Annotated in this window: 24 protein-coding genes; 8 read left to right on the top strand and 16 right to left on the bottom strand. The window is 34.8% G+C overall.

All coding sequences use genetic code 11. The features are described 5' to 3' along the window. Positions 1-75 precede the first annotated feature (75 nt). The 4 genes from MHH88_RS03820 to MHH88_RS03805 all read right to left on the bottom strand — a co-directional run bounded on the left by MHH88_RS03820 (position 76) and on the right by MHH88_RS03805 (position 4,288). On the bottom strand, positions 76-1,599 hold the full coding sequence (locus MHH88_RS03820; RefSeq protein WP_103977372.1) for an NEAT domain-containing protein: 1,524 nt from the start codon (positions 1,597-1,599) through the stop codon (positions 76-78). Beyond that, entirely contained in the window at positions 1,599-2,195 is a 597-nt protein-coding gene (isdC, locus tag MHH88_RS03815; protein WP_339261625.1) for a heme uptake protein IsdC, read from the bottom strand. Before isdC ends, MHH88_RS03820 begins: the two co-directional genes overlap by 1 nt. 272 nt (positions 2,196-2,467) lie before the next feature. After that, positions 2,468-3,040: a manganese efflux pump gene (locus MHH88_RS03810; protein WP_339261624.1), complete on the bottom strand. Its 573-nt coding sequence runs from the start codon at positions 3,038-3,040 to the stop codon at positions 2,468-2,470. A 267-nt stretch (positions 3,041-3,307) separates the two neighbouring features. Continuing rightward, positions 3,308-4,288, bottom strand: a complete 981-nt coding sequence (locus tag MHH88_RS03805; protein ID WP_339261623.1) for an iron-siderophore ABC transporter substrate-binding protein — start codon at positions 4,286-4,288, stop codon at positions 3,308-3,310. 164 nt (positions 4,289-4,452) lie between these two features. Here MHH88_RS03805 and MHH88_RS03800 point away from each other — a divergent pair, with 164 nt between their 5' ends. Genes MHH88_RS03800 through MHH88_RS03790 form a run of 3 tightly spaced genes read left to right on the top strand, consistent with a single transcriptional unit; the run spans position 4,453 to position 7,318 of the window. Next, positions 4,453-5,454, top strand: a complete 1,002-nt coding sequence (locus MHH88_RS03800; RefSeq protein ID WP_339262990.1) for an iron ABC transporter permease — start codon at positions 4,453-4,455, stop codon at positions 5,452-5,454. Beyond that, positions 5,451-6,506 (top strand): iron ABC transporter permease, encoded by a 1,056-nt coding sequence (locus MHH88_RS03795; RefSeq protein WP_339261622.1) that lies wholly within the window; start codon positions 5,451-5,453, stop codon positions 6,504-6,506. The genes MHH88_RS03800 and MHH88_RS03795 overlap by 4 nt, the downstream gene beginning before the upstream one ends. A gap of 14 nt (positions 6,507-6,520) precedes the next feature. Further along, positions 6,521-7,318 carry an ABC transporter ATP-binding protein gene (locus tag MHH88_RS03790; protein WP_339261621.1) on the top strand — a complete coding sequence of 266 codons (798 nt, stop codon included), beginning with the start codon at positions 6,521-6,523 and terminating at the stop codon, positions 7,316-7,318. Positions 7,319-7,534: 216 nt separating this feature from the next. Here the strand turns inward: MHH88_RS03790 and MHH88_RS03785 are convergent, their stop codons facing one another. The 4 genes from MHH88_RS03785 to MHH88_RS03770 all read right to left on the bottom strand — a co-directional run bounded on the left by MHH88_RS03785 (position 7,535) and on the right by MHH88_RS03770 (position 13,411). Then, positions 7,535-10,366 (bottom strand): ATP-binding protein, encoded by a 2,832-nt coding sequence (locus tag MHH88_RS03785; RefSeq protein WP_339261620.1) that lies wholly within the window; start codon positions 10,364-10,366, stop codon positions 7,535-7,537. Next, positions 10,359-10,721 (bottom strand): response regulator, encoded by a 363-nt coding sequence (locus MHH88_RS03780; protein WP_069510527.1) that lies wholly within the window; start codon positions 10,719-10,721, stop codon positions 10,359-10,361. The genes MHH88_RS03785 and MHH88_RS03780 overlap by 8 nt, the downstream gene beginning before the upstream one ends. Positions 10,722-10,747: 26 nt before the next feature. Continuing rightward, positions 10,748-12,376, bottom strand: coding sequence for a diguanylate cyclase (locus MHH88_RS03775; protein ID WP_339261619.1), 1,629 nt, complete (start codon positions 12,374-12,376; stop codon positions 10,748-10,750). A gap of 444 nt (positions 12,377-12,820) precedes the next feature. Further along, positions 12,821-13,411 carry a TetR/AcrR family transcriptional regulator gene (locus MHH88_RS03770; RefSeq protein ID WP_103977376.1) on the bottom strand — a complete coding sequence of 197 codons (591 nt, stop codon included), beginning with the start codon at positions 13,409-13,411 and terminating at the stop codon, positions 12,821-12,823. A 224-nt stretch (positions 13,412-13,635) separates the two neighbouring features. On the opposite strand from MHH88_RS03770, the gene MHH88_RS03765 reads away from it, so the two are divergent. After that, on the top strand, positions 13,636-14,235 hold the full coding sequence (locus MHH88_RS03765) for an HD domain-containing protein (protein WP_339261618.1): 600 nt from the start codon (positions 13,636-13,638) through the stop codon (positions 14,233-14,235). A gap of 171 nt (positions 14,236-14,406) precedes the next feature. Next, positions 14,407-15,030, top strand: a complete 624-nt coding sequence (locus tag MHH88_RS03760; protein WP_339261617.1) for a DUF2306 domain-containing protein — start codon at positions 14,407-14,409, stop codon at positions 15,028-15,030. A 150-nt stretch (positions 15,031-15,180) separates the two neighbouring features. Here MHH88_RS03760 and MHH88_RS03755 read toward each other — a convergent pair whose 3' ends face one another. Together MHH88_RS03755 and MHH88_RS03750 are read right to left on the bottom strand one after the other, a co-directional pair. Further along, complete coding sequence (locus MHH88_RS03755) at positions 15,181-16,011, bottom strand: thermonuclease family protein (RefSeq protein ID WP_339261616.1); 831 nt, start codon at positions 16,009-16,011, stop codon at positions 15,181-15,183. A gap of 492 nt (positions 16,012-16,503) precedes the next feature. Further along, entirely contained in the window at positions 16,504-17,085 is a 582-nt protein-coding gene (locus MHH88_RS03750) for a phosphatidylglycerophosphatase A (RefSeq protein ID WP_339261615.1), read from the bottom strand. Between the two features lie 112 nt (positions 17,086-17,197). On the opposite strand from MHH88_RS03750, the gene MHH88_RS03745 reads away from it, so the two are divergent. From MHH88_RS03745 to MHH88_RS03735, 3 genes are all read left to right on the top strand, one after another. Beyond that, positions 17,198-17,917 (top strand): alpha/beta hydrolase-fold protein, encoded by a 720-nt coding sequence (locus tag MHH88_RS03745; RefSeq protein WP_069510542.1) that lies wholly within the window; start codon positions 17,198-17,200, stop codon positions 17,915-17,917. Positions 17,918-18,000: 83 nt separating this feature from the next. Next, complete coding sequence (locus tag MHH88_RS03740; RefSeq protein ID WP_024362548.1) at positions 18,001-18,516, top strand: YjcG family protein; 516 nt, start codon at positions 18,001-18,003, stop codon at positions 18,514-18,516. A gap of 3 nt (positions 18,517-18,519) precedes the next feature. Next, entirely contained in the window at positions 18,520-18,948 is a 429-nt protein-coding gene (locus tag MHH88_RS03735; protein WP_339261614.1) for a GNAT family N-acetyltransferase, read from the top strand. A gap of 112 nt (positions 18,949-19,060) precedes the next feature. Here MHH88_RS03735 and MHH88_RS03730 read toward each other — a convergent pair whose 3' ends face one another. From MHH88_RS03730 to MHH88_RS03705, 6 genes are all read right to left on the bottom strand, one after another. After that, positions 19,061-19,309: a stage VI sporulation protein F gene (locus MHH88_RS03730; RefSeq protein WP_069510548.1), complete on the bottom strand. Its 249-nt coding sequence runs from the start codon at positions 19,307-19,309 to the stop codon at positions 19,061-19,063. Positions 19,310-19,501: 192 nt separating this feature from the next. Next, positions 19,502-19,669, bottom strand: coding sequence for a YjcZ family sporulation protein (locus MHH88_RS03725; RefSeq protein ID WP_080653321.1), 168 nt, complete (start codon positions 19,667-19,669; stop codon positions 19,502-19,504). A gap of 64 nt (positions 19,670-19,733) precedes the next feature. Then, complete coding sequence (spoVAE, locus tag MHH88_RS03720) at positions 19,734-20,093, bottom strand: stage V sporulation protein AE (RefSeq protein WP_339262988.1); 360 nt, start codon at positions 20,091-20,093, stop codon at positions 19,734-19,736. 15 nt (positions 20,094-20,108) lie between these two features. Beyond that, complete coding sequence (locus MHH88_RS03715) at positions 20,109-21,104, bottom strand: stage V sporulation protein AD (RefSeq protein ID WP_069510552.1); 996 nt, start codon at positions 21,102-21,104, stop codon at positions 20,109-20,111. After that, positions 21,098-21,553, bottom strand: coding sequence for a stage V sporulation protein AC (gene spoVAC, locus MHH88_RS03710; RefSeq protein ID WP_069510553.1), 456 nt, complete (start codon positions 21,551-21,553; stop codon positions 21,098-21,100). The genes MHH88_RS03715 and spoVAC overlap by 7 nt, the downstream gene beginning before the upstream one ends. Continuing rightward, positions 21,553-21,957 carry a YhcN/YlaJ family sporulation lipoprotein gene (locus tag MHH88_RS03705; RefSeq protein WP_069510555.1) on the bottom strand — a complete coding sequence of 135 codons (405 nt, stop codon included), beginning with the start codon at positions 21,955-21,957 and terminating at the stop codon, positions 21,553-21,555. Before MHH88_RS03705 ends, spoVAC begins: the two co-directional genes overlap by 1 nt. Positions 21,958-22,004: the final 47 nt, after the last annotated feature.

Raw genomic sequence — 22,004 nt, 5'->3', positions numbered from 1 at the left:
CCCTATTTCTCTAAAAGCAACAGTAACTTCCTTCCTCATTTATGTGAGAAAGGAAGTTGCTATTGTTAAACCTTATTATTCTTCAAATTCGTAGAAGAATTCTAAAGAGTTATTTAAAATTTTTGCCATTTGACCACGTGTTAATGGTTTGTTTGCATTGATGTATGTTTTACCATCTTTCGCAACAGATCCAGTCATAATGCCTTCTTTGTAAAGTAATGAGAATGCTTCTTTCGCTTCATCATTTGCAATTGTCGCTTGATCCGCATATGGTAATGAAATTTCAACATTTAAGTCGCCTTCTGTTACTGCTTGGATAGCACGGTAAATCATTAGCGCACCTTGTTGACGAGTTAAAATGCCATTTGGATTGAATTTATCGCGAGCTTCAACAATACCATATTCAGCTAGCGCGTTAATCGCTTGTTCCGCTTCAATTCCTTTAATATCTTGGAAGCCAGCAACTTCAGTAGCTTCTAATTCTAAAGTACGTGCAATCATTAATGCAAATTGTGCACGTGTTAAATTGTTATTTGGATTGAATTTATCTTGTGGCATGATAATCTCATAAGCTAGTAAGTTAAGGATTGCTTCTTTATTTTCGTTATCATCGATATCTTTAAATGGATTTTCAATTGTTGTTTCTTCAGTATCTGTAACTGGTTTACTTAAATCTACATCAAAGCTAAATTGTACAGTATGAACAGAATCATATTTTACGCCTGCTTTAGGCTCATCTACGATAATATGAATTTCAGCGTTTGTAAGTGCTTTTAAATCTTTTACTTCGAAAGTATAAATACGTTCATTTGTTTCTTTATCTTCCTCTGCTAATACAGCGTCCTTACCATCTACTTTAAATGATTGAACATACTGACCTTTAGGGAAATGCATGCCGACTACATATGTGCCATCTGCATCACCAACTGCTACAGTTGGACTAATATAGTCTTTCATAATAGATTCTTCTTTAGTGCCATTTTTATAAACTGTTACAGTACCTTCATAAACATTTACGTCTTCATTTTCATCTGTAACTGTTGTTGTTTCTTCTTTTACAGGTTGCTCTTCTTTTACTTCATCAACTGGCTTTACTTCTTCTGCTGTTACTGGTTGGAAATCGAATTCATACCATTTATCCATGTTAGCTGGAGCTGGAACAACTACGTGTACTTTTGCTGCAGTTTTTACTTTTGGATCTACTGGGAATGACACGATGCTTGAACCATCTTGTTGCTTTTCAAATGTTGCATCAACATATTTATCGCCTTGTTTTACTTGGAAACCAGTGATTGTTGTAGCAAATTGAGCTGGAACTGTTAGTTTCACTGTGTATGTACCATCTTTTTCGATAAGTAAGCCTGTACCTGTAAAGTATTTATCCATGTATCCAGCTTCATCTGTACCTGGTTTAAATGTTTGGAACTTTACAGCTGTTCCTTCAGCTGTTTCTGTTTTTTCTTCCACTTTCACATCTGTAGTAACTATTGTTGTTGTGTCAGCTACCTTTGCTGATGCAAATGATGGTACTGAAAGTGATGCTGCTAATAATGAGGCAAGTACGATTTTTGTTGCGCGAGATTGACGTTTTTTAGTCATTAATGACCCTCCATTTTTGTTTTGTTTTTTGTTCTATAAAGTAAAAATGCTGATCCTGCAAATGCAACAAGTAATAAATAGGGCGTCGCATCGCTTGTTTGTGGATTAGGCACTTGACTTCCAGATGTTGTTGGCGTTTTCGTATCATTTGTTGCTGCTGTAGCTGCTGAACTTCCTGTTGCAGGTGCATCAAATACTAGGGAAACGCTATATTCATGGTGATAATTAATATCATCGATATCAATTTTCATAGATGTTACAACTGGCTTTGATAAATCTTTCACTGTGAATTGTACAACACGTGTATCAGCTGCCTTATCTTCGCTAACAACCGAAGCTCCTCCTGGTGGTTGAAATTTCGTAATCCAAGCACTATTTTTCAATGTAAGTTGTACAGTAGCTGTGCCACCTTTTACTGTCACCGTTGCAGGCTTTACGAAATAATCGTTTGCTATTGATGCAGAGTTACTTTCTGGTTTATTGACCTGATATTTAACAGAATAAGTACCATCAGCAAGTTGAGCAGATGCATGTGGTAATGCTAAATTAAAAATCACCATACTAACTAGCATGACCAACATCATTATTTTCTTCATGTGTTGCACGCCTCCTCTAATTATTATGGAAAATTTTTATCCATTTTCCATTAATCATTATAATTGATGTGAATAATATTCTCAATATTTCCATGAAATCAATATTATGAAAATGTAAACGAAAATAATTCTCAATTACACTATCTAACCAAAGGATAATCTTTGCTACCAAGGTATGTCAACTAACAATCACAAAACGTCTTTAATATGTCAAAATTTCCTTTTAAAAAAAGAATACTACTGTAATAAACAGTAATATCCTTTCATTTTCATTATTTAGCAAAAATTTCAAAAACTCCAATGATAATTAACAACCATCCTGATATCGCTGTAGAGTACTTTCCTATAAATGTTTTACTTAGTAGGACACCAAAATGACTTCCTATACCTACTGTGATAAAAGAAAATGTGCCTATCGAGATGACCGTCCAAATCGCGGATATACCATTAGCGCCAATAGCAATTCCGCCTGCTAAACAGTTTGCCGATAACACAAATCCAAGTGTCATTGCCTCTCTCATTGAAATAATATGATTTTTATCTTCGTCAAATACTTCAGGATTTTTTGCAATGCTATGCTTGGAAAAACGATTAGAGAAAAGTGTAAATATTCCAATTATACACAACAGAAGGCTCCCTAAAAGATTGGCTGTATGGGGCGAAATATATTCTATTACTGTACTACCAGCCGTTACTGCCACAAAAGTGACAATCATTGACATAACAGCAATTACTGCATTCGATAAGATGGGAATCTTCACTCGCTTAACACCATAGGCCAAACCAATCCCCAAATTATCTAGATTGGCTGCTATACCAATAAAAATAATGGTGATCCAATGCATGATTTCCCCCCTTTAAACGATTCTCCATTTTCTCATCATATGAGAAGGAAAATTTTATGTTCAATTGGGCGTTTATCGGAAAATGCAATTTAATTAATGAAGTGCTGGGGTTTTATCCGCGATTGGTACAGCTTTACCCGCGATATAACATGGCTTACCCGCGATTTATTCAACTTTACCCGCGATTTGAGCGAAGATACCCGCGATAATAAAACAAAAGCGCGATACAATCATTGCTTGTATCGCGCTTCTTAATCATTCGTTTAGTTATTTCACAAAAAAGCCTTCCACTTGATCCAACATCATATTGGCAGCTAATATCCCTCCAGCTGTATTCCAAATAACATCATCCACTTTGTGAACATTGCCGCTTTGGACAGCCGTTAAGTTTTTCCATAGTGGGTCTTGTGTCCATTCTTGTTCTGTTGCTAATGCTGCATCATCACCAGTTGGCATATAAGTAAAGTAGAAAATAACATCACCATCCATTTGAGGAATTGCTTCCTTACCTACATCAATCGCCAATTTCCCTAATTTTGCATTATCTTTAAATAAGTCTGTTTGCGCTGGCACTCGTTTAAATCCTAAAGCATCGAAAATTACGCCGGAAAAAGAATCCGTATAATAAATGCGAGATTTATCTGCCATAAAACGTACGAATGAAATTTCTTTATTCGTTTGTTCACCTAATTTTTCTTTAAGTGCTTGTAATTTATCTTCGTAAGCAGTTAGTACTTCTTCACCTTTTGCTTCTTGGTTTACTGCTTTTGCATATAATTTAAAGTTCTCTTGCCAATCACCACGTAATGTTTCTGAAAAAATGGTTGGAGCAATTTTGCTTAGTTTCGCATAATCTTTTTCTTGTCTTAATTTATTCCCAATAATTAAATCAGGTTTTAAAGAAGCAATTTTTTCAATGTTAATTTCATGTTCGACACCAACTACTTCTACACCTCCCATTTGATCCTTAATATGGTCATACCATGGATCACCCGACCAAGACTGAACTGCCCCTACTGGTTTAATTCCTAAAGCTAATAAAGCTTCTGTTCCTTCATTTGTTAGTACAACAATACGTTTTGGTGTATCTTTTACCTCTGTCGTCCCCATTGCATGGTCCACACTGTATGAATTGCTTTCTTTTACACTTTCTTCTTTCTCATTGTCCTTCGAATTGCCACAAGCCGCAAGAACAAAAATAGCCATTACAGCTAGCAAAACTAGTAACTTATAAAATGCTTTTTGCATCTTCTTTTCCCCCATTGTATGTGATAGAATGTTTGTTGGTAATGATAATGATAATCATTTTTATTTAACAGAACGAAATCAATCATATGGTAAGATTTTATTACTGTCAATATGTTTTTACTAAAATGCACGTACATTCTACAGAAAAGAAAGAGTATAAATTTATGATTTTCAATAACAATTTTTCAAAATCTGTGGCGTTAATAATAGGAACGCTACTCTTAGTCATTTGTATGGGGATAAGTATTGTATATGGCTATGCAGATACTTCCATTCAAATAACCATTGAATCCTTTACCAATTTTAATCATTCGAACGAGCATATTATTATTCAAAATGTTCGCATTCCTAGAGCTTTAATTGCTACATGTGTAGGGGCTTCTTTAGCTATTACAGGCGTGCTTATGCAGACATTAACGAAAAATCCATTAGCATCACCAGGAATTTTAGGTATTAATACAGGCGCTGGTTTTGCAGTTGTATTTGCCATGATTTTTTTCCACACTTCAAGTTTACAATCATTCGCATGGATTGCCTTCTTAGGTGCAACACTAGCTGCTCTAGCTGTTTATGGCATTAGTTCATCTGGTCGAGATGCTGTAACGCCAGTAAAAATAACTTTAGCTGGTGCCGCAATCAGTGCTCTTTTTGCTTCCTTTACACAAGGTTTACTCGCAACAAATGAAGCAGAACTAGAGCAAGTATTGTTTTGGTTAGCTGGGTCTGTACAAGGGAGAAAATTAGAAATTTTATTATCTGTTCTACCATATTTAGTGATTGGATGGCTTGCCGCATTGTTTATCTCTTCGAAAATGAATATTCTTGCTCTTGGGGATGACATAGCGAGAGGTCTTGGATTGCCACTTGGACTGATGAAATTAACGGTCGGTATTATTGTTATTTTATTAGCAGGGAGTTCAGTTGCAATAGCTGGTCCAATAGGATTTATTGGTATTGTAGTACCCCATTTTGCGCGCAAATTTGTTGGTACAGATCACCGTTGGCTTATTCCGATGGCTGCTATACTAGGCGGAATTCTTTTACTGTTAGCCGATGTGTCAGCACGCTATATTATTATGCCTCAGGAAGTGCCAGTTGGGGTAATGACCGCGATGATTGGCACACCGTTCTTTATTTACCTTGCGCGAAAAGGTGGAAAAAAATGAAACAGTTAAAAACAGTACGTTTACTACAAAATAAAATATCCTTTTTACTAGATGTAAGTGCTTCTAAAAAACTAACCATTATTAGCCTTATAGCATTGTTTACTTTTTTCTTTAGTGCTTCATTTGGGGATTCTTTTATCAATCCGTTAAAGGTAATACAAGCCATAATAGGTCAAGGTTCTGAATTCGATCAGTTAATTATAATTGACTTCCGACTACCAAGAATTTTTATTGCGGCGTTTGCAGGTATAGCGTTAGCAGTGGCAGGTGCTATTTTACAAGGGATTATTAAAAACCCACTTGCTTCACCTGATATTATCGGTATTTCTGCTGGTGGTGGAGCTGCAGTCGTAGGTTTTTTAGCCTTATTTAGTGATTCAAATCATTCATTAACAGTTAGTATTGAATGGCTACCACTAGCAGGGTTTATCGGCGCAACGGTTGTGGCATTAATTGTTTACATATTTGCTTGGAAAGATGGGGTAACACCAAACCGACTTGTACTAATTGGGATTGCTGTCTCGGCCTTTATGCAGGCCATTACGACGATGTTGATGATTATCGGTCCTATTTATCAAGCTAGTGAAGCCAATAAGTGGATTACCGGAAGTGTCAAAAGCGCAGATTGGAACCAAGTACAAATAATAGTACCTTTAATTATTTTACTTCTATTTATTACAGTTTTTATTACTCGACAGTTAAATGTGCAAGAACTGGGTGATGATACAGCAGCAAGCTTAGGTCAAACGATTCAAAAAACACGTCTATTTTTATTACTCTTGAGCTCGAGTCTGGTAGCTAGTGCTATCGCATTTGCAGGAGCTATAGGCTTTGTCGGCTTAATGGCCCCCCATATTGCCAGACGTATTGTAGGTCCATCATTTGGTGTATTGATTCCAACATCTGCTTTCATCGGTGCTTTATTAGTAATGGTTGCAGATATTATTGGACGAACTGCATTTAGTCCTTTAGAAGTGCCAGCGGGCGTCTTTACAGCTGCCATTGGTGCTCCTTATTTTATCTATTTATTATTGAGAAACACTAAAAAATAAAGGAGTCAAACTGCATGACGGAAACTTTAGAAACGAAATCACTTACACTAAATTATGGTGATGCTACTATCATTGAAAATCTAACTTTATCTATTCCTATGAATGAAATCACCGTACTAATTGGGGCCAATGGTTGCGGAAAATCTACACTTTTACGCTCCATTGCTCGATTGTTAAAACCAAAGCAAGGCTCTGTATTATTAGATGGACAAGATCTTTTTAAATTATCCACAAAACAAGTTGCCAAAAAACTTTCGATTCTTCCGCAGTCACCTGTAGCACCTGAAGGGTTAACAGTCTTACAGCTTGTCAAACAAGGGCGTTATCCTCATCAAAGCTGGCGAAAACAATGGACAGAAAAAGATGAGGAAGTCGTATCCAACGCCTTAAATGCAACAGGCATTGAACATTTACAAGATAAACCGGTTGATGAACTTTCAGGTGGTCAACGGCAGCGTGCTTGGATTGCCATGACACTTGCACAGGATACAGATATTATTCTTTTGGATGAACCAACTACTTATTTAGATCTTACACATCAAATAGAAGTTTTAGATTTATTATTTGAATTAAATCATCAGCAAAACCGAACGATTATTATGGTTCTACATGATATTAACTTAGCCTGCCGGTATGCGGATCATATTATTACCGTTCGAGATCGGGGCGTCTTTCAAGAAGGTAGACCTGAAGAAATTATGACAACTTCATTAGTAAAACATGTATTCGATTTAGATTGTCAAATGACAAACGACCCTATTTATGGTACCCCTTTATGTATCCCCTTTAGTAAAGGAAGAATTATCTCTTAACATCCATATTACAGTCCAGTCTTTATAAATGAAACTCCCCCGTAAAAGGTTAGACTCATGTCTACTTTGACGGGGGAGTTTACTGTTAAATACTAAATCCATTCAATGAATTATTAGCTGGCTATAGCACATTTCTTTTGCTACTGTATTGATGCTTTCGGCGAATTTTTTCTTTCGTAGCATTATTATACGCTTCTTTATCAGTACCACGATTTGTTACATTTTCCCCTTATCTATACTTGCTTTAGATAAGATTGATAAAAGTGCTTTAGTCAGTTCTTCTGGAGGATACGGTTTAGTTAAATACTTTTCTATTTTATATCTTGCCACATCTTCTTTTGATTCATCTAGCGCAGATGAAATTAGGATTGGTATATTACAAGTTTCTTCGGTATCTCTTAATTGTCTTATTAAGTCCCAACCGTTTTTTTCATCTCCAAGCATTAAATCAATAACGATTCCAACAAGTGGTGTCTGAAGCGCTTCTTCATAAGCTCTTTTAGGATTATCGTGATAAATAACAGTAAATCCTCTACTTTTAAGTTCTTCTGATAAAAGTAAAGCAAGGCTTAAGTCATCCTCTATAATCAAAACATTTAATCCTGTTTGATTATTAAACTCATTATCTTCTAAATTAGATTCAAATTGCCTTTGTATAAGTGGTAAATTAAAGGAAACTGTTGTACCTTTTCCTTCTTCGGATTCTATCCAAATATCCCCACCATGTTTCTTAATTATTTCTCTACTAATAGATAATCCTAATCCAGTACCACCAATTTTCCGTCTTGTGGTATTATCAATGCGCTTAAATTTTTGGAACAGTTTTGAGATTTCATGTTTAGGAATACCGATTCCTTGATCTTCTATACTAACTTGTACCATATTATTTCTATTTTCTAGCGTAATCATTACATCTCCACCAGAAGGTGAAAATTTAATAGCATTCCCAATGAGGTTAATAAACACCTGAATTAGTCTTTCTTGATCACCATTTACATTTACTTGTTTTGCTTTATCAATTAAATGGACATGGTGTTTTTGTTCATGACGGAAACGATTAACAATTTCAATTGATAATTCGTCTATTGATAATTGTTGCATATTATATTGTTGTCTACCTGATTCCATTCTCTGTAAATCTAAGAAATCGTTAATAAGGTTAGTTAAACGAACCGCTTCCTTATGTATAGTTTCGATGTATCTCTTTTGTCGCTCAGGTTTTACTTCTTTTGTTAATAAAAGCTCTGTAAACCCTAGAACGCTAGACAATGGCGTACGTAATTCGTGACTAACCGTGCTTACTAATTCAGACTTCATTTGATCTATTTCATATTCTCTTGTAATATCCCGATGAACAAACATAGTTCCCATTTTTACTCCGCCTTCATACACACTTGTTGCATATACTTCAACAAATATAGGCGTATTATGTGAAATGGAGTAACGGAAAGTTCTCGTATCTAAAAAATCTTCTATGATTGCCTCGTTAAAAAAAGTAAGCAACTCTTCTGGTTGATCACATAGGTTTTGAAAATGCTCCAACCAAATATTTAGTGAAACATTATCCTTATTTATTATATTTTCAAAACGAATTATTCGTGATAAAGCTTTGTTAATTAATAATACATCTCCTGTAATTGAGACGAGTTGAATTCCTTCGTTTACAGTGTCAATGATATTTTGATTAAGCTGTCGGGAACGTTCGACTTCTTCATACATAAATATACGTTCAAAAGCAATTGATACACGGTTCATTAAGCCATTCAACTCATCTATCTCTTGCTTTGTAAAATGGTTTCCTTCTCGAGTTGCCATTAAAATAGCTACTAGGTGTCCATCTGAATTTAAAATAGATGAATAGAGGTCATAGCAATGGTAGTAATCTTGTGCAATATCCTGATTGTTTGGGGCAATTTCGCGTGTAATAATAAAGAATTTTTCTTCTTCTAACCGCACTTGCTTATCCCTATTCAAATTTCCTACAAGCTGTTCCGTTGTTTGTTCCGTCAATCCTTTGGACACATATATATTTCCTTCTAACAAATAGAGAACACTCGTGTCGAACATATAAATATCGTTCAAATAGTCATGTAGATTTTTTAATAGTTGTTTTTTATCCAACGTGAACGTTAAAACATGATTCAGTTGATTATATTTTTGTAAATGATCTAATGACTGTTGTAATTGAAGTTGATTTCCTTGTAATTCATCTTGCTGTGCTAATAGTTCCTCATTTTGTGTTGTTAAAACTTCCTCTTTTTCCTGTATAGAAAGTGTCATTTTATAAAATGAGTTTGCTAATATGCCTAGTTCATCTTCTTTTTGAACAAGACCGCCAAGTTCTATAAATCGTCCAGAAGCTATTTCATTTGTAGCTGTTGTTAATTGTTCAATTGGTTTAATCACATTAAATAACACTCTGCGCATAATGATAGCCACAAATAGTAAAATAAGCGCGCCTAGCAGCAAGGATATTAAAGTAAACTGCTGTGCTTTCTCAATAGTTCGTGAGAATAATTCATTTAAATCCACTTCAGTTTTTTTTTCGTACATTTTTGTATAGTTTACAAAATTATTTACCAGATCATTTGTCCCGCTACTTGATAGTTTTCTTAATGCCTCATAATCATTAGCATCTACATAACTTAATGCTTGAGGGAGAATGACAGATTTATAGTTTTTATTAAATTCGACTAAATCATTATATAATGCCTTTTCTTCATCAGTAAGTTGAAGTTCAGCAAACTGATTTAAATATTTTTCAAATTCAGCAAGATTTTCATGAAGTAACTCTAGTTCATGTTTATCTTGAAAAGCATAATAGCCTCTTGCTCTAAAAATAATTCCATTAAATGCTTCTGATAATCCATCAACAATTTGCGCTTTTCCACTAACAGATTCTCTCTCTTCTTTTAGACTCTGGTTAGTTGACTTAATGTATAGAATAAAAATAATCACAATTACGATAAAAATGATTGTTAGACTAATCAACATCTTAAGGAATTGGTTGCGAATATTCTTTTCTAATAAGGGAAAGTTTTTATGCATTCAATATATCCTCAACTAAACCCAATAATTCAATCGGGCTAAAAGGCTTAGACATAAAATAATTAGCACCTTTCTCCAATGCTATTTGACGGTCTGACTCTTGTGCCTTGGCAGTAAGCATAAGAATAGGTGTTTTTTGTGTAACTTCCATAGGTAGCTCTTCAATGACTTCTATGCCTGATAAATTAGGCATCATGTAATCTAATATTATTAAATCATAAGTTTGTTGACTGATTTTTTTTAAAGCTTCTATACCATCTTCTGCTTCGTCCATATCATACCCTGTATCTTCCAATGTATCACAAATAAGCATTCTTAAAATTTCTTCATCATCGACTACTAAAATTCTTTTCATACTCTCACTCTTTTCAGTATCTATTATTAAAATAAGCGATTGATTAAACGGAGAATTCGATTCGATACATCTGTAATATTAAATGGTTTGACAATGTAATCATCCGCCCCATTTTCTAGAGCATCTACTACGTACTCTTCACCCTTTCTACCTGTTAACATAGACACAATGACGTCATTGGATGAATATTTTTTTCTAATAGTTTTTAGCACTTCAATACCATCCATTTTAGGCATCATACCATCTAACAAGATAATATATTTACTATTTGAGTTATACCAATTAGATTTTAAGAAACTAACACCATCACTAAACTCCAAAACGTCAATGTCATAGTTTTCGTTTGGCCCCCAATTATTAAAATAATTTACAATTAAATTACGAATAATAAAAACATCATCAATGATAATAATTTTTATTTTAACTTTCTTTTTCACAACTTCTGCAACACTATCATATATCATTGTCTGGTTTCTTCCAGATTGTTTCGCGTTATAAAGTGCTTGATCTGCCTCTTCTAACATTTTTTTAGGATGTAGGTTAGTTGCAGAAACATCAACCAATCCTGCTGAAAAGGTTACATTGAATTTAACGCCGTTTGCTGTGAAATATTTTTTTTCCATCGATTTACGGAGTCTTTCTATTAATACGTAAGAATCTTGTATAGAAGTTTGAGGCATTAACATTACAAACTCCTCACCACCATAACGGCAGAAAATATCAGTATCTCGTTTTAAATTCATTACTAATGCTGCAAAACCTTTTAAAACTTCATCGCCTACTAGATGGCCATATGTATCATTTACTTTTTTAAAATAATCTAAATCTAAAATTGCAACCGAAAAAGGAGTTTGATTTCGATTAAATTGTTGAATTAATTTTTCAAACTGATTTTCTAAAAATTTACGATTATACACTTGTGTTAATTCATCAATAATAATAGAGTGCTCTAATTCCTTCTTATAAGCTAAACGATTGGTTACATAGGATACTAGTATTTCTTCATCAATCGGTTTAGGCATAAAATCTAATGCCCCCATATCATAAGCACGCACCCGATTTTCCTTACAATCATTTGCGCTCATCACAGTTACAAACATACGATCTTTTTTAATTTTTTTTATATTTTGTAATATAGAAAAACCATTTGTATCCGGAAGCATGATATCTAAAAAGACAATAGCTGGCTTTAATTCATAAATTAACTCCATTCCACGTTTACCGTTATAAGCAATAACGACAGAATAACCTTTTTTCTCTAATACATTCTTAAGATAATTAATAAATACAATATCGTCATCAATAACTAAAATAAACTCTTGATTCAATACATTCTCTGGGGAGGCAAGGAGCGGTTTACTTTCAGTTTGAACAGTCATATTAGTTTGATAGAAACTAATGCCTTCAATTAAAGAAGAAAGATAACTTGTCCATTCAGCTTTACTCCATTTTTTTTCGCTAACTTCTGTTAAAGGTTCTAATTTTTCACTAGCTGTAATTGATAGTTCTTCTAACCCTATTGAACCTGCCGTCCCTTTTAAACTATGCAAGAAATGATAGATTTCTTTCTCTGAAATATACTTTAGTTCACTCCAGCTTTTAAATTTCTCATCCATATTTTTATAAACCATCTGTTGATATTTTACGTTTTCCATTTATTATCACTCCAGTAACAATTTACTTTGTTAAAAATAGTATAACCTAAATTATTTTTAAATCTAGAACTTAATTTTCCTATCACATTTTATCCATATTATTGGATATACTATACAACTATTCGTAATTCTTTGGTTTCAATTTCGCTATCTCTATAATTATATTAGTATAATTATTTCATGTGTAAAATTGATCCAACAGCCACTACCACAACATATAGATTAATTTAAAAATACCTATTTTGAATTTTCACGTCAAAATAGGTACTTTGTAGAACTATATTTTTAAACCGATATATGACAGGGCTGCTTCCGCTCTTATGCAGAACAGAACATTTCTTCTGCTATTGTATTGTTGCTTTAGGCAGATTTTTTTCTTTCATAGCATTATTTTACGTCTCTAAATTACCTTGCACTTTCGGGTACTGTTTCTCAAAAAACAAGCTAGATTTGTAGCATTGACAAATAACGCAGCAATTGTTGCTGACTATACGTAATGTGCTTATTGTCTTTTTCGAGTTTGCTAGCCATAATACTTCCCTCGAGCGTGGCAACAATAAAAGAAGCTACCGCCTTTGTATCAATATCTGGTTTTAGCTCTCCTTGTTTAATCCCTTCTTCAATAATCCCTTCAATCATATGGAGAAATATCTTGAAAACGCCAAGTGCTTTTTCTCTTAATAATGGATTCGTATCATCACTGTCTACAGCAGTATTCAGCAAAGGACAGCCCCCTTGTATTGGGGGATTATTAATTACATCTTCGTATACATTAAAAAAAGCACCCACTTTTTCTAATGTTGTATTAGCATTGTGTATCGCCTCTGAAAAATGTTGATGCACAGTATCGATGGCGTATTCAAATGCTTCTAATGCAATCTCATCTTTATTTTTAAAATGGCGGTAAATACCACCCTTTTTTAGCCCTGTAGCCTCCATAATGTCATTCATTGAACAGCCAGCATAGCCTTTTTGATTAAACAATACTGCCGATTTTAAAATAATGTGTCTCCGTGTATGTTCGCCTTTTTGCATAATATCCTCCATTTATTATTGTCGAAAAATTGTAACATCTATTAGTTGTACATTAACATATAGAAAGTTATATTAAAAGAGACCGAACGGTCTTTTCTGATATAAGAATAGCATTTCTAAAAGGATAGGGTGTGAAAATGAGCACTTTGGTTAGCACGTAAAATTTTTATTAGGCTATGGTGGTATAAATTTATTGAAAAATAAGCAATACGTAGGAGGAAATTATGCAGAACATTATTATTCCAGATAGTAAGGTGGCAAAGGATGCTACCCAATTAATTTACGAGATTTCTCCAGCATTTCTTTATAATCATTGTTTACGGACATATGCTTTTGGTGATGCATTAGGGAAAAAATATGGATTTAAATATGATCAGGAGTTATTTTATCTTGCTTCTGTCTTACATGATGTGGGTCTTACAGATCACGTTTGTTGTAAACATTCATTTGAATATGAGGGTGCAGATTATGCAGAAAGTTTCCTTCATTCTCATGGCTTACCGCAAAATAAAATTGATGTGGTACGTGAAGCTATTATTCTTCACACCTCAGAAATTGCTGAAGAAAAACAACCTGAGATTGCCTTAGTTCATTTGGGAGCAGGGATGGATGTAGTTGGTTTACGTATAGAAGATATTCCAGAGGAAACATTTAATTTTATAATTGAGGCTTATCCTCGATTAGGTTTTAAAAAATCTATAATTGAACTAATTAAATATGATGCCAATTTAAAAAATGCACAGCAACAGCCAAATAATTTGAGTTCTTCTATGCTTCGTATGGGATTTGTAGATTGGGTGATGAATGCTCCTTTTAAGGATTAGTGAATAAAGCATTAGATTGTCCATAAGATTAGGAATACATGATTGTCATAAGAAAGAAAAATGCTACTCTTTCAATCTTCATTTAATACGGAAGGGTAGCGCTTGCTCGAAATAAAAAGGTTTTAAATATACTATATATGCCTACTATAACCTTCAAAAAGGATGGAAAAAATGAACCGAGTAAAAAAGGGGACAAAAATTGTTATTATAATCATCACTATAATGTGGGTTCTACATACGCTTTCAAAAAATTTCATCATTGACCCGTTATTTCAACGGTTTCTTTCCAATAAAGAGCAATACCTCATGAACCAATCATTATGGTTTGTGATGATTCGTATTCACATTCTTCTCGCTGTAGTAGCATTGATAACAGGACCATTAGGTTTGATTCAATGCGTTCACTCGAAATCATTGCACTTTCACCGGTGGAATGGACGTATTTATGTTTTATCAATTATTTTGAACTATATTCCTGGATTCTATGTGTCTTTCTTTGCAACAGGGGGTTGGCTCAGTACAATTGGGTTTCTCATTTTAAACACTTTATGGATTTGGACAACACTTAAAGGGTACGTATCTATTAAAAAGAAACAAATCATTCCCCACAAGCATTGGATGGTTCGAAGTTTGTTCCTTTCTTTAGCGAACTTGACCATTTATATTAGTGTCACAATCATTCATCATGGTGTAAACCTTTCCTACGTTACGTCATACACCATTGCTGTGTGGCTTTGTTGGATTCTCAATTTATGTTTGGCGGAAATCATTATTAGAAGGACAATATTTGACTAAGCATTTTTCGGAGAAAGTGGTTTCTCATTCGATTCTTGAAGCGCACAAAATTGCTAATACAAGGGGATTCATCAGGAAAATGACTGATCGTTGTAAATCCGTATTTTCCTGATGGCGCCCTCTAAGTCAATTTAACTTTTCCATATGACATTATTGCGTAGCAGGAATAAAACCCGCTGCTTCTGCATCTTCTTTCGTACAGAACATTTCTTCTGCTACAGTATTGTCATAATCACGTTGTCCAGGCATATGATAAATTTTGTTACCTTTTGAATTAACATTTCCTTTAATAGTACAATTGTCTTTACTGCTAATATTATTCGACTCATCTTTACTTGCTTTAGATGGATTTTCTGGGTTTTCTTCTTTCACAGCATTATTATAAGCCTCTTTATCGTAACCACGATTTGTTACGTAGTCTTCAACTGACCAAATACCAATGGCAGATTGTTGCGCAGTTTTTTGAATGGACTTAAACCAATCTACATGTTTCGTATTTGGCTCATAAATATAGGCCACGCGTGCTAACCCATTTTTCAATAATTGCTCTTGTACACTAATACCATCTTTCGTATAAACATAAGCTAATAATCTTTTGTATTTATCCCGATAGGAAACGTCGAATTCTAAATAAACCGTATCTTGTCCAGCTAGTAACTGTTTTGTAAATTCTTTCGCTTCTGGCCCAAATGGTTGCACCCCTAATGTTTTGTGATTCGTTTCAGGCGTATCTACAAGAAGAAACCGTATTTTTTCGGAACTACCATTATATTTTATTCTGATTGTGTCCCCGTCAATTATTTCCTGTAGTTCATATTCTTCAAATTTACTCACATCATGCTTTTCAGCAGATTCCTTTGTTGAAGCTACAATCCCTTGTATATCTTCAGTCTTACCATTGCCGGTGCTAGCCTCTTCTGTACATCCACTAATAAGCAATGTTGAAAAGAATAAAGCTAAAAATAATTTTTTCAAATTCATATCCTACTTCCTTAAAGTTAAATCTAGAACAATATCCATTACTATTTAGGATCGTCCGGACAAAAATAAAAAATGATACATAATAATGATCACCTTTTTAATTCCTTACGCATATCGCCAAAATCAAAAATCTCCAGCTATATTTATAAACTGAAGATCTGATAATTTATCTAAATATTAAATACAATACAACGGCAAAAATAATTGTTCCGCTAGTGATTAACGTTTTAATATCTTTATCACTCATTTTCAGTACCTCTCTTCTTACTTCATACAATACTTTATTTAATTCTATTATCAATAAAGTCGACTAATATCACAATGGATTTGATTAGTTTTCTTCTGAAACTTTTAAGTATGCTTAAAATATTTCCTATTTGTACAAAAAATTTCAGATCGCCCGTTACAAAATAAAGAGTCGACAAACTTGAAAAATACGAGTTTGTCGACTTTCTAATTCCCTCAATTGAAGGCATTTATGATAATACGCTATTAAATTTCATTATGTGGTTTTGGCTTGGGACCGAGCTCTTCTGGCTCAATATCAGCAAATGTTTCGCCTTCTTCTTCTAAATCACGCATGCGGTGAGCAATACGTGATGCTGCCGAAGCTGCAATACTAGCAACTAAATCATCTAAAAATGTATTAACATGATGTCCAGGTTCTGTGTCGAGTTTTTTTATAATACCGATTTTTTGTTTATCTAAATGTCCAAATGTTGTTACAGCAATACTTCCATATGTAAACACAGACCCCAATGCAATTGTTTCATCTACTCCGAATAAACCTTCATCGGATTCGATAATTTGTTGTAGAGGTGTCGATAATAGCCCTTTTTCAGCTAATTCATCCAACTCTATTCCAACTAATACTGCATGTTGGACTTCTCGTTTACGTAATACACGTTCAACCGAATGAATACAATGCTCTAATGTTAAGCCTACATTGTAGGATTTTTGCATTTCATAAACAATCTCAGCAATGTCTTCTAACTCTACGCCACGGCGAATTAGTGCAGCTTGGGCTGCTTTCGCCACTTCTTCTGACTGTACGCGAATACTTTTATCATGCATAACTAACCCTCATTTCAGTTTTTTTGCTAACATAACGCTAGCCCAACCTATTATACCTTTACTTTCGTAATATGGTACAATTTTGTCACAAACACATGAAGGAGTGTCATCATTGGATAAGGGAACTGTACAAGATTTAAAGTTCTATAGTGAAGCATTGCAGGAGGAATTACAGCTATATATTTATGTCCCTGCTAATTATTCTCCACTATACAAATATAATATTCTCATCGCTTCGGATGGTAAAGATTATTTCCAACTTGGAGGTATTACAAAACTAGCCGATGAACTTATCGATGACTATGAAATCGAGAATTTAATCATTGCATTTGTGCCATACAAAGATATTAAAGATCGCCGTACTAAATATATTCCAAGTGGTGAGCAACATGAAGCTTACTTACGCTTTTTAGCACATGAACTTGTTCCCTATTTAGATGCTGAATATGCAACGTACCAAATGGGTATGAGCCGTGCAGTTATCGGTGATTCTATGGCTGCAACCGCTTCCTTAATGGCTGCATTAAAGTATCCAAGTATTTTTGGCAAGGTTATTTTACAATCACCTTATGTTGATGAAGATGTACTGAAAGCGGTTGAACAGTTTAAAGATCCAGGAGCTATTTCTATTTATCATATCGTTGGAAAAAATGAAGATAAAGTTGTGACAATGGATAAAACCGTTAAAGACTTTTTAACGCCAAATCGACAGTTGCATAATCTAATGTTAAGTAAAGGCTTCTCTACATTTTATGAAGAGTTTGATGGCAATCATACATGGAAATATTGGAAACCTGATTTAAGACGTGCGTTAATTGAAAATTTCAATTAATGTTAGGCGATTCAAATTACGTATTTTGAAATTTCTGTTATACTTAGATAGAAAAATCGTTTATTTTCGGGAGGTAATGGACTATGAAGTACGGAATTGTGGCATTTCCATCAAAAAAATTGCAAGATTTAGCAAACACGTATCGTAAACGTTACGATCCTCATTATGCGAAGATTACACCGCATATGACGTTAAAAGACAGCTTTGATGCAACAGAAGACGATATTCAATCTATTGTTAAGCAATTAGATGATATTGCTGCTAAACACGCACCTTTAAATATTCATGCATCACGCATTAGTTCGTTTTTCCCAACAACAAATGCGATTTATTTCCGCATCGAACCAACTGAACAATTACAAGCATTCCATCGTGTGCTGGAAGAACAAATTCCTTTTGGGGACTCTAAACATGTTTTTGTTCCACACATCACGATTGCACAAAAAATGACGGACTCAGAACATGATGATATTTTTGGGCAACTCCGCATGACTGGGGTTGATGAACATGATAGTATCGATCGTATTCATCTTTTATACCAATTGGAAGATGGGTCATGGACAACATATGAAACATTCCGATTGACTGGAGCTGAATGACTTTTGTATAACGTTAAGATTGTCGAAACAGAGAAAGAACATGCTGATGCATTTGCTGTGCGTAAAAAAGTATTTGTAGAGGAACAAGGTGTTCCGCTTCATTTAGAATGTGATGCTTTAGATGCAACGGCAACACATTTTATTATGTATGAAGGCATTGAACCTGTTGGTGCTGCTCGTCTACGTGGCATTGAAGATCATACTGCAAAAATTGAACGCGTATGTATTTTACAAAGTCAGCGGGGCAAAAAACTTGGCGTTTTAATTATGCAAGAAATGGAGAAATTCGCAATTTCCATTCAACAAAAGAAATTAAAACTCCATGCTCAAAGCTACGCTGTTCCTTTTTACGAAAAGCTTGGTTACACGGTAACATCTCCTGAATTTATGGATGCCGGGATACCTCATCGAGCAATGGAAAAAGAGATATAAATGAACAGGTGTTACGATATGCTAAAAGCATAGTCGTAACACCTTTTTTTATGCTTTTGTCTGTTCTCTATTTTGAGCTCTTTCTCACACCAAAATAGACAAACGTTTATCATTATTTCATCATTCTAGCTAGCTTTTCGAAATCTAGTGAAGCGCCATCTTGAATAATAGAGTTTACGATTTTATCTTCAAGCTCTTGTGTAATTTGTCTATTAGACACCTTACCTACACGACGTACAATCTTTCTTACTTGTTTTTCATTGGTGAAATCAGCATATTGAATTGCATTAGCTAATGCAAAGATTTCATCCATTGATACGCCTGTCTTTTGTTCAATCGAATTAAAAAACGAGCGATGCATGTTCCCCCTCCTATCAATTCCACCTCAACGTTATTGTCGCGAATGATTCATAAACGGTAACTTTGTACACAAAACATCAATGACAACTGTTGGAGGCTCTAACCTTATTCAGTAAGTTGTTTATATACTCACAGAAAAAAGCTAAAGCCTATATATCTAAAACTCTCTAGAGCTTTTTAATAGCTAGACTAATTAACTTACGAAAGTAGCGCCAACAATAATTAGGAGAATAAATAGGACAACAATTAAGACAAATGTTGAGCCCATTCCATTATTGTTATTGCCTCCGCAATAGTTCCAGCTATTTGCACCTGCAACATTATTACCATAAGGTTGTGCACACCAGCCTTGATATCCCATAAAAGCACCCCTCCCTTCTACAACCTATAATATGTAAAGTTGCAGACAAGAGAGGGGTATTCGTCTAGTCAATATTCCCTTTTGGTTTAAAAATTAATGCACCAATAAAGCCAAAAACAATTGCAGCACTGATTCCTGAACTTGTGACTTCAAACATGCCGGTCAATACGCCTACTAATCCATGTTTTTCCGCTTCAGCCATTGCCCCATGTGTTAAGGAATTACCAAATGATGTAATAGGTACAGTAGCTCCAGCACCTGCAAAATGGATGAGTGGCTCATACAAGCCCATTCCATCTAGAATTGCACCAACAACGACTAACGTACTTAATGTATGTGCTGGCGTTAATTTACCAACATCCATTAATAATTGACCGATCACGCAGAAAATGCCTCCTACAATAAATGCAAATAAAAAAGTCATACCCATGCTGTTGCCTCATTTCATTGTAATTTCTATCGCATGTGCCGTACATGGAATGGTCTCTTTCTGTTGGAACGAAAGTGGAGATAGCAATGCACCTGTCGCCACAAGGAGCACTCGTTTATATGTCCCTGCACGGAGCTCTTGCATTACATAACTAAAAAAAACAGCCGCTGAACAGCCTGCTCCACTTGCCCCCGATTGAAAGGATTCATCTTGACCGTAAAATTCCGCTCCAGCATCGCGTAAAAGTGTTAACTCCTCATTTTTTATACCACTCTCGACAAGCATTCCTTTAAGTAGTTTTAAGCCAAGCTGTCCTAAATCACCCGTTAAAATTAAATCATAATGATATATTTCTTGTTTACGTTCCTCTAAATGAGACTTAATCGTTTGGAAGGCAGCAGGAGCCATGGCAGCACCCATATGAAATGGATCATCCATGCCATAATCGATGACCTTACCAATTGTGGCTGCTTCAATAGAAGGAGCATCTTCACGATGTTTACCAACCAGTGCATAACCTGCTGCTGTGACAGTCCATTGTGCCGTTTGTGGTTTCTGTGCACCATAATTGATTGGATAGCGAAATTGACGTTCAATCGCATTGTGCTGACTTGATGCCCCAGCAATTGAATAATTAGCAGCACCAAGCTCTGTTAAAAGGCTAGCTACAATCACAGCTGAAACAGAGGTAGCACAAGCGGAAAATAATCCGATAAACGGAATAGCTAATTCCCTTGCAGCAAAATTGGTAGGCGTCATTTGGTTCACTAAATCGCCACCTAATAAATAATCGACTTCTCCAGTTGTAATACCACCTTTTTTCATAACAAATTCACAGGCTTCTTCAACCATTTTTCGATGACCTTGTTCATTTGTATCCATTTGCCAGCGCTCATCATCGTAGACCGTATCAAAATATTGTTTGAAAGTACTGCGATCCTCTAACGGTCCTGCTACTACGCCTCCTGCTAACAATGATGGCTTTGATGGAAAGATGATTACCATGAAACCACCCCTATCGTCACAAGGATATATTTAATAAGTGCCACAAAAAATGCAGATACTACACCAAATAACACAACAGATCCAGCTAATTTGAATAAGTTACCGCCAACACCGAGGACTAAACCTTCAGATCTATGTTCAATTGCAGCAGAGATTACCGCATTCCCAAACCCTGTAACAGGTACTGCTGAACCTGCTCCTGCAAATTGACCAATTCTTTTGTATAAACCAAAGCCTGTTAAAATCATTGCAAAAAATACCATAGTTGCAACGGTTGGGTTTCCGGCCGTTGCTTCTGTGAAATTAAAGAAAACGATATAAAAAAGAGAAACCGCCTGCCCGATTGTACAAATGAGACCACCTACCACAAATGCTTTAACAGCATTTTTTAAGTAGGGGGGCGTTGGTGTTATGTTTTGTTCTAGCTGTTGATATTGCTCTTTTTCCATTATGTTTCCTCCTTTGCCAGCTTCTGCAGCTCCGTAATTTTTTTGCTTAGTTTATTATCTTCAAGTTGGTCCTTTTTTATTTTATTGGCTTCATAAAATATTTTATAATCGGCTGAAACGAAAACTTCTTTGTTAGGATACTTTTCATCAAACTTCTTTTGGAGTTTCTTCTCTAATTTAGTCTTATTCCATTTTTTCAAAGGTTTAATTTGCACAGCCACAAGCATTTTATCGTCATGTTGAATAACCGTTGATTTTTCAACCGCTTTTTCTTCTTTTAATACCGATTCAAGCTCTGCTTCATTTTGTGGAGAACCATAAACAATAAATTTTTCTTTTTCCGTGCATCCAATCAGCAATGTCATACAGACTAACAGAGGCAACATCATTCCTAATAACCTCAAGTATTTACCCTCCTTTTCTTAACAGTTTCTCCACACATAAAAAAACT

The sequence above is a fragment of the Lysinibacillus sp. FSL K6-3209 genome, from assembly GCF_037976175.1.
Lineage (GTDB): Bacteria > Bacillota > Bacilli > Bacillales_A > Planococcaceae > Lysinibacillus > Lysinibacillus sphaericus_D.
The sequence above is the reverse complement of the archived record's forward strand: the minus strand, read 5'-3'. Positions and strand labels throughout refer to the sequence as shown.